The 15149-nt window shown below is 71.0% G+C and carries 15 protein-coding genes; 8 read left to right on the top strand and 7 right to left on the bottom strand.

The features are described from left to right. The first annotated feature begins 348 nt into the window (after nt 1-348). The 3 genes from MFF40_RS20655 to MFF40_RS20645 all read left to right on the top strand — a co-directional run bounded on the left by MFF40_RS20655 (nt 349) and on the right by MFF40_RS20645 (nt 2691). Nucleotides 349-1398, top strand: coding sequence for a glycosyltransferase family 2 protein (locus MFF40_RS20655; protein ID WP_147897937.1), 1050 nt, complete (start codon nt 349-351; stop codon nt 1396-1398). Between the two features lie 5 nt (nt 1399-1403). Next, on the top strand, nt 1404-2336 hold the full coding sequence (locus tag MFF40_RS20650; RefSeq protein ID WP_147857314.1) for a glycosyltransferase family 2 protein: 933 nt from the start codon (nt 1404-1406) through the stop codon (nt 2334-2336). Nucleotides 2337-2421: 85 nt separating this feature from the next. Next, nucleotides 2422-2691: a hypothetical protein gene (locus tag MFF40_RS20645; protein ID WP_147857313.1), complete on the top strand. Its 270-nt coding sequence runs from the start codon at nt 2422-2424 to the stop codon at nt 2689-2691. A gap of 238 nt (nt 2692-2929) precedes the next feature. On the opposite strand, the gene MFF40_RS20640 is transcribed toward MFF40_RS20645, so the two are convergent. From MFF40_RS20640 to MFF40_RS20610, 7 genes are all read right to left on the bottom strand, one after another. Next, nucleotides 2930-3088 carry a hypothetical protein gene (locus MFF40_RS20640; protein ID WP_187277930.1) on the bottom strand — a complete coding sequence of 53 codons (159 nt, stop codon included), beginning with the start codon at nt 3086-3088 and terminating at the stop codon, nt 2930-2932. A gap of 93 nt (nt 3089-3181) precedes the next feature. After that, nucleotides 3182-4030, bottom strand: coding sequence for a heme ABC transporter ATP-binding protein (locus MFF40_RS20635; RefSeq protein WP_147897936.1), 849 nt, complete (start codon nt 4028-4030; stop codon nt 3182-3184). Then, nucleotides 4023-5078, bottom strand: coding sequence for a FecCD family ABC transporter permease (locus MFF40_RS20630; protein WP_238262022.1), 1056 nt, complete (start codon nt 5076-5078; stop codon nt 4023-4025). Before MFF40_RS20630 ends, MFF40_RS20635 begins: the two co-directional genes overlap by 8 nt. Nucleotides 5079-5339: 261 nt before the next feature. Beyond that, nucleotides 5340-6230, bottom strand: a complete 891-nt coding sequence (locus MFF40_RS20625; protein WP_147897934.1) for a heme/hemin ABC transporter substrate-binding protein — start codon at nt 6228-6230, stop codon at nt 5340-5342. Beyond that, nucleotides 6227-6355: a hemin uptake protein HemP gene (gene hemP / locus MFF40_RS20620; protein WP_238262020.1), complete on the bottom strand. Its 129-nt coding sequence runs from the start codon at nt 6353-6355 to the stop codon at nt 6227-6229. The genes MFF40_RS20625 and hemP overlap by 4 nt, the downstream gene beginning before the upstream one ends. A gap of 530 nt (nt 6356-6885) precedes the next feature. After that, on the bottom strand, nt 6886-7044 hold the full coding sequence (locus tag MFF40_RS20615) for a hypothetical protein (RefSeq protein ID WP_187277971.1): 159 nt from the start codon (nt 7042-7044) through the stop codon (nt 6886-6888). A 207-nt stretch (nt 7045-7251) separates the two neighbouring features. Beyond that, nucleotides 7252-8232: a PAS domain-containing protein gene (locus MFF40_RS20610; protein WP_187278116.1), complete on the bottom strand. Its 981-nt coding sequence runs from the start codon at nt 8230-8232 to the stop codon at nt 7252-7254. A 694-nt stretch (nt 8233-8926) separates the two neighbouring features. Here MFF40_RS20610 and MFF40_RS20605 point away from each other — a divergent pair. The 5 genes from MFF40_RS20605 (at nt 8927) to MFF40_RS20585 (ending at nt 15147) form a co-directional block, all read left to right on the top strand. Next, nucleotides 8927-10858 carry a methyl-accepting chemotaxis protein gene (locus tag MFF40_RS20605; RefSeq protein WP_147856079.1) on the top strand — a complete coding sequence of 644 codons (1932 nt, stop codon included), beginning with the start codon at nt 8927-8929 and terminating at the stop codon, nt 10856-10858. Nucleotides 10859-10889: 31 nt separating this feature from the next. Further along, nucleotides 10890-12488: a chemotaxis protein CheW gene (locus MFF40_RS20600; protein WP_238262018.1), complete on the top strand. Its 1599-nt coding sequence runs from the start codon at nt 10890-10892 to the stop codon at nt 12486-12488. A gap of 64 nt (nt 12489-12552) precedes the next feature. Then, on the top strand, nt 12553-13659 hold the full coding sequence (gene cheB / locus MFF40_RS20595) for a chemotaxis-specific protein-glutamate methyltransferase CheB (RefSeq protein WP_147897931.1): 1107 nt from the start codon (nt 12553-12555) through the stop codon (nt 13657-13659). Continuing rightward, nucleotides 13649-14269 carry a HEAT repeat domain-containing protein gene (locus MFF40_RS20590; protein ID WP_147897930.1) on the top strand — a complete coding sequence of 207 codons (621 nt, stop codon included), beginning with the start codon at nt 13649-13651 and terminating at the stop codon, nt 14267-14269. Before cheB ends, MFF40_RS20590 begins: the two co-directional genes overlap by 11 nt. Continuing rightward, a complete protein-coding gene (locus MFF40_RS20585) occupies nt 14269-15147 on the top strand; it encodes a CheR family methyltransferase (RefSeq protein WP_210247825.1) in 879 nt (292 codons plus the stop codon). The genes MFF40_RS20590 and MFF40_RS20585 overlap by 1 nt, the downstream gene beginning before the upstream one ends. Nucleotides 15148-15149: the final 2 nt, after the last annotated feature.

The following is a 15149-nucleotide window of genomic DNA, read 5'->3' as shown; positions in this document are numbered from 1 at the left end:
CCGACGCGCCCGACAGAAATCATCTGGAGACATAAAGTTTAATAAATATCAAAGCTGATTTCGCCTGGTCCGTTGCAATAATGTCTGAATTTTCTCGCACTCGTACAATATAGGTATCGATCATTGCCCATTTGATCATGGCGGCGTGGCGAAAGGCGGTACCGCGCTGCGCCTGCCCTGGCCCCCGGGTCACCGTCGGGGATCCCGGCCGGCGCGAATAAATCCGCCGCCCAGGGACGGTGCGACGCGCGCCTACGTCCTTTGAGTGTCGTGCGCCGGGCGCGCTTCACGCCATGGTCGGCCAGGGCCCGGGAGACCGCGAACCCCGGGGCGGCGGCAGGACGAGCGATGGCGAAGCAGATCGAGGCCGATGCGCGGACCGCGCCCGTGGACATCTCGTTCCTCATGGCCGCCCACAATGCCGCCCCGTGGATCGAGACCGCGATCCGCTCGGCCCTCGACCAGGCCGGCGTCGCGGTCGAGGTCCTGGTGGTGGACGACGGGTCGACGGACGGGACCGCTTCCGTGCTGGCGCGGCTGGCGGCGGCCGACCCGCGCATCCGCCCGATCCCCCTCGACGCCGCAGGAACGCACGCGCCGCGAGGTCCCTCGGCCGCCCGGAACGCCGCCCTGGCCGCCGCACGGGGACGCTGGGTGGCGATCCTCGACGCGGACGACCTGATCGTCCCGGACCGGAGCCGCACGCTCCTGGATCTCGCCGCCGCCACGGATGCCGACCTCATCGCCGACAACCCGATCCCCTTCACCGGGGCCTTCGATCCGGGCGGGGCCGGCATGCTGGATCGCGGCCGCGAGCCCTACCTGTTCACGGTCGAACTCGCGCAGTACCTGACCTGCAACCGGATGCTCACCCCGGGGGTGAAGCTCGGCTATCTCAAGCCGATGCTGCGGGCCGACTTCGTGCGCCGGCACGGCCTGCGCTACGTGGATACGGTCCGGGTCGGCGAGGACTTCCTGTTCTGCGTGGCGGCCCTCGCGGAAGGCGCCCGCTTCGTGGTGAGTTCCTACGCGGGCTACGGGTATCGGCGGGGGCCGGCCTCGCTGTCCCATCGGCTGCGGCTCGCCGACATCGAACACCTCGACGCGGCCTTCGCGGCCTATGCCGAGGGCGGCGCCCTGGCCGGGCACCGGGCGCGCTCCGCCGGGATCCGGCAGGCCAGCCGCGCCTATCGCGACAGCCTCGCCACCGCGCAGGTCATCGCCCGGGTGGTCGAGGCCGCGCAGGGCGGCCGATGGCTCCGGGGCGCCGCCCTGGCGCTGGCCCGGCCCCGGGCCTGGCGGTTCCTGACCGGCTCGCTGATGGCGGCGGCCGGCAAGCGCGCCGGCAGGCGCCTGCGCCCCGCGATGCCGGACGCCCTTCCGGCCGGACCACGGTGAACCCCATGCGCCTGTGCCTCTGCATCTGCACCTGCGAGCGTCCGGCGGGCCTGGCGCTGCTGCTCAAGGCCATCGACCGGCAGCGGCTCGGCGACCTCGCCGAATCCGCCCTGCGGATCCTGGTGGTCGACAACGGCCGCAGCGACGCCGCCATCCCGGTGGTGGAGGCCTACCGCACCGCGGGCCGCTTCCCGATCACCTACGCCCGGGAGGCGGTCCGGGGCCTGGCGGCGGTGCGCAACCGCAGCCTCACGGCGGCCGCCACGCTCGGCGCCGACTGGATCGCCCTGATCGACGACGACGAGGTGCCGGACCGGGACTGGCTGCGCAGCCTGCGCGACACGGCGCAGCGGACCGGCGCCCCGGCCTGCGTCGGCCCGGTGGTGCCGCTGTTCGACCGGGTCCCCCCGGCCTGGGCGACGACCGGCGGATTCTTCGCCAAGACCCTGCCGGTCCGCGACGGGATGGTGGCGGACGCCTACACGGCCAACGCGCTGCTGGACCTCCGGGTGGTGACGGCTTTGGGCCTGTCCTTCGACATGCGCTTCAACACCCTGGGCGGCGAGGACACCATCTTCTTCCGGTCGCTTCTGCTTGCCGGGCACAGGATCGCCTGGGCGCCCGACGCGATCGTGTACGACAGCATCCCGGCGCACCGGATGCGGGTGCGCTGGCTGCTGGCGCGCTGGTACCGCAGCGGCAGCGTCGAGGCCTATCTCGGCCGCCTCCGGCCGGAGACGGTGAGCGGGCGGCTCAGCAACGCGGCCCGGGGCCTGGCCCGCCTCGGCGGGGGCGCACTCCGGCTCGGGATCGCCGGGCTGTCGCTCCGGCCCGCCACCCTGGTCGGCGGCTTCTACACCCTGTGCCGGGGCGCCGGGCTGCTCGCCGCGGTGCTCGGCCTGAGCTACCGGGAATATCACCCCTCCCGGCACCGGTAAGCCCGGGCGTCCAAGGGGCTCAAGCCTCCGGCGGGGTCACGGGCTGGCGCACCGATGGTGCCGGGCTGGGCGGTCGAACGCCGGCGTGGCCATTCCGGCCCGCGTCATGCCCGCTCGCATCGTGCCCGCGCGAAATCGTTCCGCATTGCAGCGTGTTTCATCGCACCGCACGCACCCGGCCGAACCGGCATCATCATTGCAGTTGGTTTTCAGGGCCTCACCCGAGGCCCGCCGCACGATGAAAGGGGTGCACGCTATGGTCCTCAAGGGTTTCTCTTACGCGATGATCGGCGCCTTCGCGGGCGGTCTCGCCATGACGGTGGCCGGTTCGGCTGGAGTCCTGTTCGGCCTGTAAGCCCGCACGGGCGCCGACGCCCGCACGGGCGGCCGGTCACGAAGCAACGGATCCGCGGCGGGGTGAGAGCCCCGCCGTTTCCGTGAGCGGAGGCAGGATGCGGCGCGCCTGCCGGGGCCTGAGGCGAGCGGCGCACGGGGGGATTGGGAAGGACGGTCAAACAGGCTTTTGGGAGCTGACCGACTCACATCCACTCCGGGCGGACGCCCCCAAGCACCAGAGGCCGCCACCCTCCGCGTTATCGCGTCGCGAACTTGAGGCTGAGCGCCGCCTTGGCGACCAGGCCCGGGCTCGCCAGGGCGTCGAGATATTGCCGGTAGCGCTTGTCGAAGGCGTTCTGGACGATGAACTCGGCCTTCACGCGATCGTCGAGATCGTAGGACGCGAAGACATCCACCAGCCCGTAGGCTTCTTGTGACCGGGTCCTTCGTGCGCGGGCAGGTTCGTCCGCGCAGCGACGAGGCTCAGCTGCGTGCCGAGTTCCAAGCGGTTACCGAGGAACCGGAGGCCCAGCGTCGTGCTGATCCGGACCGGCAACATTCCGGTGCGGCAGGATGAACGGCTGGTCCGGGCCGGGGATTTTTCCGACCGGCCAGCGCACCCCGAACACCCGGGCGATCAGGTCGTCGCGGAGCACGTTCGCGGGCCGCCCGGTGGCGACCAGCCGGCCGGCCTCGATCACCAGCAGCGTGTCGGCGTAGGCGGCCGCCAGGTTGAGGTCGTGCAGGATCGCCACCACGGCGACGCCCGAGGCCGCCAGCGCCGCGGCGGCGTCGAGGAGCGCGCCCTGGTGGTTCAGGTCGAGGCTCGCGGTGGGCTCGTCGAGGAACAGCACTTGGGCGTCCGCGACCGTGCGGCCGGCCTCCATCTGGCACAGCACCCGGGCGAACTGCACCCGGGCCTGCTCGCCGCCCGACAGGGTCGGGTAGGCCCGGGTCGCGAGATGGGCGACGTCGGCCCGGTCGAGGGCCCGGGCCAGGATCGCGTCCCGGTCGCGGGCCCTGAGGCCCCGCCCGATGCCGTCGAGGCCGATCCGGGCCACGTCGGCGGCGGCGAACGGGAAGGCGAGGCGCGCGGCCTGCGGCAGCACCGCCCGCATCGCGGCGAGCCGCCAGGCCGGGATCCGCTCCACCGCCTCGCCCCCGTAGGCGACCTGCCCGCGTGTCGGGCGCAGCTCGCCGCAGAGCAGGCGCAGCAGGGTCGACTTGCCGGCGCCGTTCGGGCCGACGATCACCTGCAGGGAGCCGGCCGCCACGGACAGGGACACGTCGCGCACGAGGTCGCGGCCGGCCACCGTGACGGTGAGGTCGCGGGCGGAGAGCAGGGCCGGCTCAGGCATCGGCGGCGACCCGCGCCCGGCCGAGCAGCAGCCACAGGAACACCGGTGCGCCGACCAGGGCGGTGACGATCCCGATCGGGAGCTCGGCCGGGGCCGCCACCAGCCGGGCGACGACGTCGGCCAGCACCAGGAACGCGCCGCCGAGCAGCGCCGAGGCCGGGAGCAGCAGGCGGTGCTCGGGGCCGATCGCCAACCGCAGGGCGTGCGGCACCACCAAGCCCACGAAGCCGATCACTCCGGCGCCCGCCACGCTGGCGCCGACCGCGACGGCGACCAGAACGATGCAGGCGCGCTTCAACCGCTCCACCGGGATCCCGAGATGGAACGCCTCCGCCTCCCCGAGCACCAGCGCGTTGAGGCCGCGGCCCAGGAACGGCACGGCGAGCAGCACCGGCAGGATCAGCGGCGCCGAGGCCGCGACCTTGCCCCAGGTGGCGCCACCGAGGCTTCCCAACGACCAGAAGGTGAGGTCGCGGAGCTGCCGGTCGTCGCTGGCATAGGTCAGCAGGCCGGTGAGCGCGCCGCTCAGCGCCCCCAGGGCGATGCCGGCGAGCAGCATCGTCGCCACCGCGGTGCGCCCGGAGCGCGTCGCCAGCCCGTACAGGATCAGGGTCGCGCCCAGGCCCCCCACGAAGGCGCCTGCCGGCAGGACCAGATAGGGCAGCGGCCCCGGCAGGCCGAAATGGGCGAGCAGCCGGTCGCCCAGCACGATGATGCAGGCGGCGGCCAAGCCCGCCCCCGACGAGACCCCGACCAGCGCTGGGTCGGCCAGCGGGTTGCGGAACAGCCCCTGCATCAGCGCCCCCGAGACCGCGAGCCCCGCGCCGATCATCAGCCCCAGCAGGGTCCGGGGCAGCCGGATGTTGAGCACCACCAGGGCATCGCGCGCCAGCGCCGGATCCCTCCCGCCCCCGGCCAGCACCGCCAGGACCCGCTCCGGCGGGATCCGGATCGCCCCGAGGCTCACCGACAGCAGCGCGACCGCGAGCATCAGCCCGGCGAGCGCCGCCAGCACCCACGGCAGGGCGGCGCGGCGGTTCAGCATCATGGCGGCCCGCTTACGACTTGGGACGCCTTACGCGACATCCTCTCCGCCCTCTGCGGACCACCGGATACCCACCTCTCCGGCTGAGGCGCGGGTCCCCTCTCCCGTGCGGGAGAGGGACAGGGTGAGGGATCAAATCTTTCCGGAGAGGTCGCATCCCTCACCCCAACCCTCTCCCGCACGGGAGAGGGAGCGCGTTGCGGCCAGTGGAGACCGGCATGCGGCTCCCGCAGCCTCCGCGCAGGAAAGACAGGCGTGCCCCCCTCACTCACCCGGCAGGCCCGGGTAGATCGCGCGCATCAGCTCGGCGGCCGCCTGGGGGGTGCGCGGGCCGAAGCCGAGTAGATAGAGGCCGTCCATGGCGATCAGCCGGCCCTGCGCGCCGGCCGGGGTCCGGCCCAGGGCCGAATCGGGGGCGAACACGGTCTCGGGCTTGGGCGGCTCCGGGCCGTTCTGCATCATCACCACGGCGTCGGGGGCGGCGGCCACGATGGCCTCGTCGGTCATCGGCTTGAACCCGGCGACGCCCGCGGCCGCGTTGGTGATGCCGGCGAGCGCCAGCATGCCGTCGGCCGTGGACCCCGTGCCGCCCACCACCGTGCGGCCGCCCTGGAGGGAGAGGACGACGATCGCCCGGGCGGGCGTCTCGATCCGCGCGCGTCGTGCCGCGACCTCCGCGAAGCGGGCGCGGACCTCGGCGGCGAGGGATCCGGCCTCCTGGTCCAGGCCGGCCAGGCGTCCGATGACGGCGATCTTGTCGAGGACGCCCTCGGGGTTCGGCGGCTCGGTCACGGTCTCGACGCGCAGGCCGGCCTCGCGCAGCTGCGCCAGCACCGCGGGCGGGCCGGCGCCGTCGGCGGCGATCACCAGATCGGGTCCGCAGGCGAGCAGTCCCTCGGCCGAGAGCGCCCGCAGGTAGCCGACATTCGGCTTCTCGCGCAGGGCCTCGGGCGGATACAGGCTGGTGGTGTCGACCGCGACGATCCGCGGGCCGGCACCGAGGCGATACAGGATCTCGGTGACGGCGCCCCCGAGGGCGGCGATGCGGCCGGCCGGCGCCGGGTCGGCCTTGGCGACGCCACCGTGCGGGGCGAGCGCAGCCGCGGCGGCGGCGGCCAGGAGGGAGCGGCGCGACCAGGCGGGGGATGGCGTCATTTGGTCAGGATCAGCTTGTCGTTGGCGGTGATGCGGAGCCGGTACCGCTGGCCGGCATGGCGGATGACGATCTCGCGGCGCCCCTGCAGGAGGCTCGCCGAGACGATCTCGCCGTCCCGGTCCAAGCCCGACGCTCCCAAGCCCGACGCTCCCAAGGCCAACCCTCCGTTGGCCAACCCTCCCTTGGCCAACGCACCCGTGGGCAACGCCCGAACCCCGGTCCGCGGATCCCCGCGGCCCGCGACCCGCGCGCCCGGATCGTCATCCCCGTCCAGACCGGACATCTTTGGAAAGCCTCAGCTTCGTTCTTTGTAACACTTCAAAATACAAAGACACATGGAAGAGATCGAACCATAGGGGCGATCAGCGGCAAATACCAGAGCCCTCCGGTCCAGGATAAGCTTGCGCGGACATCAGTCTCATCTGTCCGGTTTTCGCCGCGATCATCGCGGCACGTCCGGGCGGGAACGGCGCAAGACTGGAACACGCGCCGTGAAGCGCGTCCCGTGGTCGGTCGATACGGCGATGCCGACGTCGAGGACCGCCGCGGTTTTTCCGATGCTCGCGGACCATCATGGCGCTGCGCGAGCCGGCTCGACAGAGCCGTCGCGGTCGCAGGTATCGGGACGCTGCCGGGACGTGCGGCGGCGCCGCTTCAGCCGAACAGGGGCAGGCCCGCGCCGATGATCACGAGCCCGAGCACGATCAGGCTGCCGCCCGCGCTCTCCAGGGCCGCCTGCTGGACGGAGCGCTTCGGGGCGATGCCCGCGAGGGTCGCACCGGTCACCAGGCAGATGACGCTCAGGATGGTCATGACAGCTGCCCCGGCGGCCGAATCGGACACGCGCAACGGTTTCGGTGCCGATATGGATGCAGACCCGGCGTTAACGAATGGCCTACACCGGCTCCCGGGGGCGGGGCGACGGCCCGGTCCGAGAGGCCCCGCATCGCGCGTCGGCCCGGCGGGCGGCTTTGCGGCCGGATGCCGCGAGAGCCGGCATCCACTGCGGCGGCGAGCGCTCTAAGCTGGCGGGAAGCGCGCGAGATCGACCTCGATGGCGACCCGGTCGGCGCCGATCGTGGAGAACCGGATCCCGGCGCTCTCGAAGGCCTGGCGGACGGCCTGGCGGATCTTGGGACGCGGGCCCTCGCCGAACTCCTCCATCCGCCGGACGCTGGAGCCCGAGACCCCCGAGGCCGCGGCGAGGTCCTGGATCGACCAGCCGATGACCGCCCGGGCCCCCCGGATCAGCGGCCCGATCGCGGCATCCGGCACCGCGTCCCGCGCGTCGTCCGGCACGGCGAGCACGAGGCCGAACCATTCGCGCACCGCCCCGTCGGGCTCGGCCTGCGCCGCGCCCCGGCTGCTGAACCGGCGGTACGCCCCGTCCGCACCGCGGATGCGGTACTCCGCGCGGTAGGGCGCGCCGGTGGTCCGGGCGGCCTCCCAGGCGGCCTGGGCGGCCCGGCGGTCGTCGGGGTGCAGCGCGTCGAGCCAGCCGAGCCCGGCCATCTCGGTGGCCGTCTGCCCGGTCAGGCGGTCCCAGCCGGCCGCCATCTCGATCTCCCCGGCGGGATGGGCCGACCAGGTCGCGGCGGTGATCGCGCGCAGGACGCCGGTCTGGCGACCCTGCATCCAGGCCGCGATCTGCCGGGCCTCGTGCGTCGCCGTCGTGTCGAGCAGGACGCCGTCCGTGCGCGCGGGCCGCGCATCGGGCCCGAGCACCACGTCCGTCTTCAGGGCGACCCACCGGACCGTCTGGTCGGGCCGGATGATCCGGAATTCCCGTTCGACCGCATGGCCGAGCTGGATCAGGTCCCAAAGGTCAGCCTGGGCGGCCTGGTCGTCGGGATGGATCAGCCGGCGGCACAGGCTGCGCAGGTCGTCCGCGGGCGGAAGCCCGGTCACCCGGTGGAATCCCTGGGAGCCCCAAAGCCGGCGGGTCGCGATCTCGATCGACCAGAAGCCGACCCCGCCGCGCTCCTCGACCAGCTTCAGCATCTGGTAAGACGAGAGCGGAATTTCCTCTGCAAGATTATCATTATCGAACGCCGAAACAGGATCATGCTTCATCTAAAATGACTCAAAATTAGCATCTAACGATCAGATCAGGCCCTATAAAGATCTATATTTAGTGCGCGGCGATGCCCGCCGAACAGTATTCCATTCCCGGATCTTGTAACGCAGCCGCGACCTTCTCCGCTAGCTCAAGCTGAGCATTGCTTCGCTGCGGTGCCGGCATGACCCCGGGCGCCCCATCCCGTGAGGTCCGGGCGGTCGGCTCGGGCGCCAGCGGCCGACGGGCCGTCTACTTAAAGTTCTTGATCGCGTCCAGGCCATCGCAGTCTCCGCGAGTGATCCGGAGCGGCCCAGGGACCCGTTGGCTAAATGAACCGATTCTGATCAAGACCAGTGCGTCGAGGAAAATTTAAGTAATTCGCTGAGCAGATTTCATTCAGAAAAAACCTTGTGGCTCGACGCATTTTGGATAAGAATTATGATCTCATTAGTTTATGTATGTCACATTCTATTCACATGATCAGGCACTAAATCAAATTGTAGTTTATACCAGCAAACAACATCTCGGTTCGACCCGAAAACCAGCACACCCGTCACATGCCGATCTGAATACCAACACACCGGCTCCTCCCGAGGACCGGGAAACCCTTTGACCCCGATACCAAGGCGTCGACACATGGCTCTCGCGAAGAAATCCGCCATCCACTCCATCCCGGCCGCGACCGCCCCCCGGGAGAGCGTGTCGGCCTCCCCGGGTCGATCGCACCTCGTCGCCGAGGCGGAGAAGCGCAAGGCCCGGACCTTCGCGCGCCAGCAGAAGGCCGCCGAGCGGATCGCCTCGGCCACCGCCGAGCTGTCCAGCGGGATCGCCGAGGCGGCGGCCGCGGCCGAGGAGCTGCGCAAGGCCTCCGAGCAGATCGGCGTCGGCGCCGAGGAGGCCGCGGGCGCCGCCCAGGAGACCATGAAGGCGGTGAACCAGGGCGGGGTCCTGATCCAGGCCGCCAAGGAGAACGCCACCAACTCGCTGCGCAAGACCGAGGCCCTGTCCGGTCTCGTGGTCGAGACCGCCGCGCAGATCGGCGCGTCGGTCGCGGCCATCGTCAAGGCCTCCGAGCGCCAGGAGGCCTCGGTGAAGCTGGTCGAGGAGCTCGACCGGCAGGCCAGCGCCATCGGCGAGATCGTGAAGGCGGTCGCCCGGATCGCCGACCAGACCAACCTGCTGGCGCTGAACGCCGCCATCGAGGCGGCCCGGGCCGGCCAGCACGGCAAGGGCTTCGCGGTGGTCGCCGACGAGGTGCGCACCCTGGCCGAGACCAGCGAAAAATCCGCCCGCGACATCCAGGCGCTCGTGGCGCAGATCCAGGCCGACGTGAAGGTCGCGGCCGACGGGATCAGCCAGTCGGCGACCTCGGCCCGCTCCCAGGTCGAGACCGGCCGGGCGGTCAGCGGCCAGCTCGCGCGGGTCCGCACCGACATGGCCGAGATCATCGAGAGCTGCAACGAGCTGGCCAGCGCCGCCGAGGAATCGGCCACCGCGGCCACGGAGGCGCAGAAGGGCGCGGAGATCATCGCGGCCGCGGCCGAGGAGCAGAGCGCGGCCTGTCAGGAGGCCAGCAAGATGGTCGAGCAGCAGACCACGGCCCTGTCGCAGAGCGAGGACGCCGCCCAGGAGCTGTCCGGCCTGGCCGAGGAGCTGAAGAACAGCACCAACATCGGCAAGAGCGCCGAGGAGGTCGCCTCCGCGGCGGAAGAGCTGTCCAGCGCCGTCGAGGAGATCAACCGCGCCGCCGGACAGGTCACGATCGCCCTCGACGAGATCACCAAGGGGGCGCAGCAGCAATCGGCCGCGACCCAGCAATCCTCGGCGGCGATCGCGCAGATCGAGCGGCGCGCCCAGGTGACCCAGACCCTGGCGGCCGCCGCCGTGGAGAAGGCGCAGGTGATCTCGGAGTCGCTGGCCGAGAACAAGACCCTGGTCGACGCGATGATGGAGGGCCTGCAGCAATCCGTCGAGGCGGGCCGCGTCAGCCGCGATCAGGTCGCCGCCCTGGAGCAGGTCAGCCGGCGCATCGACAAGATCGTGGACGCGATCACCACGGTCTCGATCCAGACCAACATGCTGGCGGTCAACGGCTCGGTCGAGGCGGCCCGCGCCGGCGAGTTCGGCAAGGGGTTCGCCGTCGTCTCGACGGACATCCGCAACCTCGCCCGGGATTCCGCCGAGAACGCCGAGCGGATCAAGGACACGGTCAAGGCCATCCAGGACACGATCGTGTTCGTGCGCGGCGATATCCAGGAGATCGCCGACGGAGCCGCCAGCGAGGTCGAGAAGAGCGGCGCCATCTCCCGCAACTTCGACACCGTGATCAAGGACATGGCCGAGGTGCTGGGCGGCAACCGGGAGATCCTGACCGGCGCCGACGGCATCACCCGCATGGTCCGTGAGGTCCAGACCGCGATCGAGCAGGTCGCCGCCGCGGCCCAGCAGGCGGCGCGGACCTCCGCGGAGGCCGGGATCGCCGCCAGCGAGCAGGGCAAGGGCGCCGAGCAGCTCGCCGCCGCGATCGAGGAGATCGCCTCGCTCGCCGACGAGCTTCAGGCCGCCTGAGCCGAACCGCCCGGGGAGCGAGAGACCGACCATGGCAAACGCAGCAGCTCAGGCGGTGCAGGCGCTGGATTCTGGGTTCACGCCCGATCTGGCCGACGCCGCCGCGCGGCCCGAACTGGCGGAGGGCCGCAGCGAGGCCCGTCAGTTCGTGATCTTCCACGTCGAGACGGAGATGTTCGCCGTCGCGCTGGCCGACGTGCAGGAGATCATCCGGATCCCCGAGGTGGTGCGGGTGCCATTCAGCCCCCCCTCGCTGCTGGGGCTGGCCAACCTGCGCGGCACGGTCCTGCCGGTCCTCAACCTCCGGGACGTGTTCGCCTTCCCGCCGGTGCTGAACGACGACGCCACCCGGGTGGTGGTGCTCGACCAGGGCAATCCGATCGGCCTCGTGGTCGACCGGATGGCCAACGTCGTGACCGTCGATCCCGACCGGATCGAGCCGACCTCGGCGATCGAGGGCAGCGTCGACACCAGCCTCCTGACCGGGATGATCAAGGGCGAGGACGGCCGGTCCATGGTGATGATCCTGGACGCGGCCCAGCTGGTGAGCCGCGAGTTCAGCCAGATCGCCACAAAGGTCCGCCGGGCCGCCGGCCAGGTGCAGGCCGCCGACGCGGCTTCGTCCGCCCGGGCCGAGGTCGAGGCCGACGAGGACCAGCTCGTGAGCTTCGAGGTGGCGGGGCAGGAATACGCCTTCCCGATCGAGCGGGTGCAGGAGATCGTGCAGCTGCCCGAGCGCCTCACCCACGTCCCGAACGCGCCCGCCCACGTGCTCGGGGTGATCACCCTGCGCAACCGCCTGCTGCCGCTCGTGTCGTTACGCGAGATGTTCGGCCTGCAGGCCAAGGAATTCAGCGAGACCAACAAGGTCGTGGTGGTGTCGCTGGGCGAGGGCGGCACCCTGTCGGTCGGCGTCGTGATGGACAGCGTCCAGGAGGTGCTGCGGGTCAGCCGCAACCTCGTCGAGGCGATGCCGGCCCTGCTGTCCCAGGACGGCGGCATGGACGAGATCCAGGCGATCTGCCGGCTGCAGGAGGGACGGCGGCTGGTCTCCGTCCTGTCGGTCGAGAAGATGTTCGACACCACCGAGCTGCGCAAGCTCGCCGCCACGGAGAACGAGGGCATGAGCGCCGACGGACGACAGGACGGGGACGAGCGCCAGGACGCCGCCGACGAGGAGCAGTTCGTGGTGTTCCGCCTGATGGGCGAGGAATACGGCGTGCCGATCGAGGCCGTGCAGGAGATCGTCCGGGTGCCGGACGAGCTGACCCGGATCCCGAAGGCGCCGTCCTTCGTGGAGGGGGTGATCAACCTGCGCGGCATCGTGCTGCCGGTGGTGGACCAGCGCCGCCGCTTCAACCTCGCCGAGGCGGAGCGCAACGACCGCCAGCGGATCATGGTCTTCACCGTCCGCGGCGTCCAGACCGGCTTCATCGTCGATTCGGTCTCGGAGGTGATGCGGATCTCGGCCAAGGCGATCGGCGAGGCGCCCAACCTGTCGGACGCGCAGACGCGCCTGATCCGCCGGGTCGCCAACCTGGAGAGCCAGAAGCGCATGGTGCTGCTGCTCGACACGATGCAGCTCCTGGACACCCAGGAAGCCGCCGCCGTCCGGCTCAGCACCCATTGAGCGCGGGTCCGGGCCCCGGCCCGGCCCGACGCCCCCTCATTCCGTCACCCTGGCGAGACCCCGCATGATCCGAGCCCTCGTGGCCGATGATTCCGCGTTGATGCGCAGGCACCTCACGCAGCTCCTCGAGTCGGCGGGCGGCTTCACGGTCCAGACGGCCCGCAACGGCGTCGAGGTCCTGGAGGCGCTGCGGACCTTCGATCCGCACGTGATCACCCTCGACGTCAACATGCCCGAGATGGACGGGATCACCTGCCTGTCGCGGATCATGAGCGAGGATCCGCGGCCGGTGGTGATGGTCTCGTCGCTGACCGAGCAAGGTGCCGAGACGACCCTGCAGGCGCTGAGCCTCGGGGCGGTGGACTTCGTGCAGAAGCCCGGCGGCACGATCTCCCTGTCGATCGACCGGATCCACCGCGAACTCCTGATGAAGATCCGCAGCGCCGCGACCACCCGGGTCCGCCGCAGCACCGGCCTGCGCGGGCGCCTGGCCGCCCAGCGCCAACGCGCCACGCCGGAGCCGCCGCCCCGGGTCTTCTTCGCGCGCGGGGGGCCGCCCGGGCTGGTGCTGGTGGGCGTGTCCACGGGGGGGCCCGGCGTGCTGGAGGAGATCCTGCCCCGCCTGCCGAAGGACTTCCCCTGGCCGGTCCTGGTCGCGCAGCACATGCCGAGCAGCTTCACCGGCGTCTTCGCCCGCCGGCTGAACGACCTCTGCGCCGTCTCGGTGGTGGAGGTCGCCCGGCAGATGCCGATCGAGCCCGGCACGGTCTACATCGCCAAGGGGGATGCCGACCTCGTCGTCACCCGCCGGGGCACGGGCTACTCCGCGACGCCGCTGCCGCAGAGCAACGAGCATATCTGGCATCCCAGCGTCACCCGCATGGTCGAGAGCGCCCTGGCGCATCTCCCGGCCAACCGGCTGATCGCCGTGCAGCTTACCGGGATGGGCGACGACGGCGCCGAGGCGATGGCCCGGGTGCGGGCCGGCGGCGGCATGACCATCGCGCAGGACGAGGACACCAGCATCGTCTTCGGCATGCCGCACGAACTCATCAAGCGCGGCGGGGCCAGCCTGGTCCTGCCGTGCGACGCGATCGCAGAGCAGCTCGTCGGGTGGCTCCGTGCCCCGGAAGCCGGCGCTCGAGCCGGGGAACGCCGCCGTGGCCCTTAAGAAACCGACCCTGCCCCCGACGGCCGACGCCGGGGCGCCGCCGCACGCGGATCTCGCCGCGCTCACGGCCGCCCTCGCCTCGCCCGAAGGCGGCGAGCGGCGCCGGGCCGCCCGCGAACTCGGCGCCTTCCCGGAGGCCGGGCCGCTCCTGTGCGCGCATCTCGGCCGCGAGCCCGCCGCCAGCGTCCGCGCCGTGATCCTGACGACGCTGATCCGCCTCAAGTCCCCCGCGGTGGTCGAGGGCCTGCTGCCCCTGCTCCGCAGCGAGGATAGCGGGCTGCGCAACGCCGCGATCGAGGCGCTTCAGGAGATGCCGGACGAGGTCGAGCCGCATGTCGCCGACCTGCTGGCCGATCCCGACAGCGACGTCCGCATCCTGACGGTCAACATGCTGAGCCTGCTGCCGCACCCGAAGGCGCCGGACTGGCTGGCCGAGGTCGTGGCGCACGATCCCCACATCAACGTCTGCGCGGCGGCGGTGGACGGCCTCGCGGAGATCGGCAACGAGCGCGCCGTCGCGCCGCTCCAGGCCCTGGCCGCGCGCTTCCCGGAGGTGCCGTTCATCCGCTTCGCGGCCGCCGCGGCGATCCGCCGGATCGGAGGCGCATGATGCAGCAGCCCTCCCGTTCCCTCGGGCAGACCGCCTCGGCGATCCAGATCAGCGAGGACGAGTACGAGAAGTTCTACGAGTATTTCTATCGCCGCACGGGCATCTCGTTCAGCGGCAAGAAGGAGTATTTCGTCGAGAAGCGTCTCCTGGAGCGGATCGCCAAGACCGGGAGCGACAGCTTCAAGGCCTACTTCACCCTGCTGCGCTTCCAGGCGTCGGGGGAGGAGCTGCAGCATCTCGTCAACCTGATGACGGTCAACGAGACCTACTTCTTCCGCGAGGACTACCAGTTCGATGCCCTGGTTCGGGGCATCCTGCCCGAGATCACCCGGACGCGCCGGCCCGGCGCGACGCTGCGGATCTGGTCGATGCCCTGCTCGACCGGGGAGGAGCCCTACTCGATCGCGATCCAGATCCTCGAAAACTGGTCGCGGGCGGACGACTTCGCCATCGAGATCACCGGGTCGGACATCGATTCCCGTGTGCTGGCCGATGCCCGCAAGGGGATCTACGGCAACCGCTCCCTGCAGCGGCTGTCGCCGGAGCTGCGCAAGAAGTATTTCCGCCGGCTCGGCGACGACCAGTTCGAGATCCACGAGGAGCTGCGCAGCTCCATCGAGTTCTCGATCGCCAACCTGTCCGACCCGATCCACATGCACCGCTACCGCGCGATGGACGTGATCTTCTGTCGGAACCTGCTGATCTACTTCGATGACACGTCCCGACGCGCCGCGGTCGAGGCGCTCTACGAATGCCTGATCCCGGGCGGGTTCATCTGCCTGGGTCATTCGGAGAGCATGAGCCGCATGTCGTCGATGTTCCTGCCGCGCAAGTTCGGCGACACGATCGTCTACCAAAGACCGATCGAACAGGATTGAGA

Source organism: Methylobacterium mesophilicum (assembly GCF_022179445.1).
Lineage (GTDB): Bacteria > Pseudomonadota > Alphaproteobacteria > Rhizobiales > Beijerinckiaceae > Methylobacterium > Methylobacterium mesophilicum.
This window is presented reverse-complemented; position numbering and strand designations above follow the sequence as displayed.

Excerpts from the sequence above, each read along its gene's own strand:
- MFF40_RS20655 (WP_147897937.1), top strand. The coding sequence starts at position 349 with ATGGCGAAGCAGATCGAGGCCGATGCGCGGACCGCGCCCGTGGACATC.
- MFF40_RS20650 (WP_147857314.1), top strand. The coding sequence starts at position 1,404 with ATGCGCCTGTGCCTCTGCATCTGCACCTGCGAGCGTCCGGCGGGCCTG.
- MFF40_RS20635 (WP_147897936.1), bottom strand. The coding sequence starts at position 4,030 with ATGCCTGAGCCGGCCCTGCTCTCCGCCCGCGACCTCACCGTCACGGTG.
- MFF40_RS20630 (WP_238262022.1), bottom strand. The coding sequence starts at position 5,078 with ATGATGCTGAACCGCCGCGCCGCCCTGCCGTGGGTGCTGGCGGCGCTC.
- MFF40_RS20625 (WP_147897934.1), bottom strand. The coding sequence starts at position 6,230 with ATGACGCCATCCCCCGCCTGGTCGCGCCGCTCCCTCCTGGCCGCCGCC.
- MFF40_RS20615 (WP_187277971.1), bottom strand. The coding sequence starts at position 7,044 with ATGACCATCCTGAGCGTCATCTGCCTGGTGACCGGTGCGACCCTCGCG.
- MFF40_RS20610 (WP_187278116.1), bottom strand. The coding sequence starts at position 8,232 with ATGCTGAAGCTGGTCGAGGAGCGCGGCGGGGTCGGCTTCTGGTCGATC.
- MFF40_RS20605 (WP_147856079.1), top strand. The coding sequence starts at position 8,927 with ATGGCTCTCGCGAAGAAATCCGCCATCCACTCCATCCCGGCCGCGACC.
- MFF40_RS20600 (WP_238262018.1), top strand. The coding sequence starts at position 10,890 with ATGGCAAACGCAGCAGCTCAGGCGGTGCAGGCGCTGGATTCTGGGTTC.
- cheB (WP_147897931.1), top strand. The coding sequence starts at position 12,553 with ATGATCCGAGCCCTCGTGGCCGATGATTCCGCGTTGATGCGCAGGCAC.
- MFF40_RS20585 (WP_210247825.1), top strand. The coding sequence starts at position 14,269 with ATGCAGCAGCCCTCCCGTTCCCTCGGGCAGACCGCCTCGGCGATCCAG.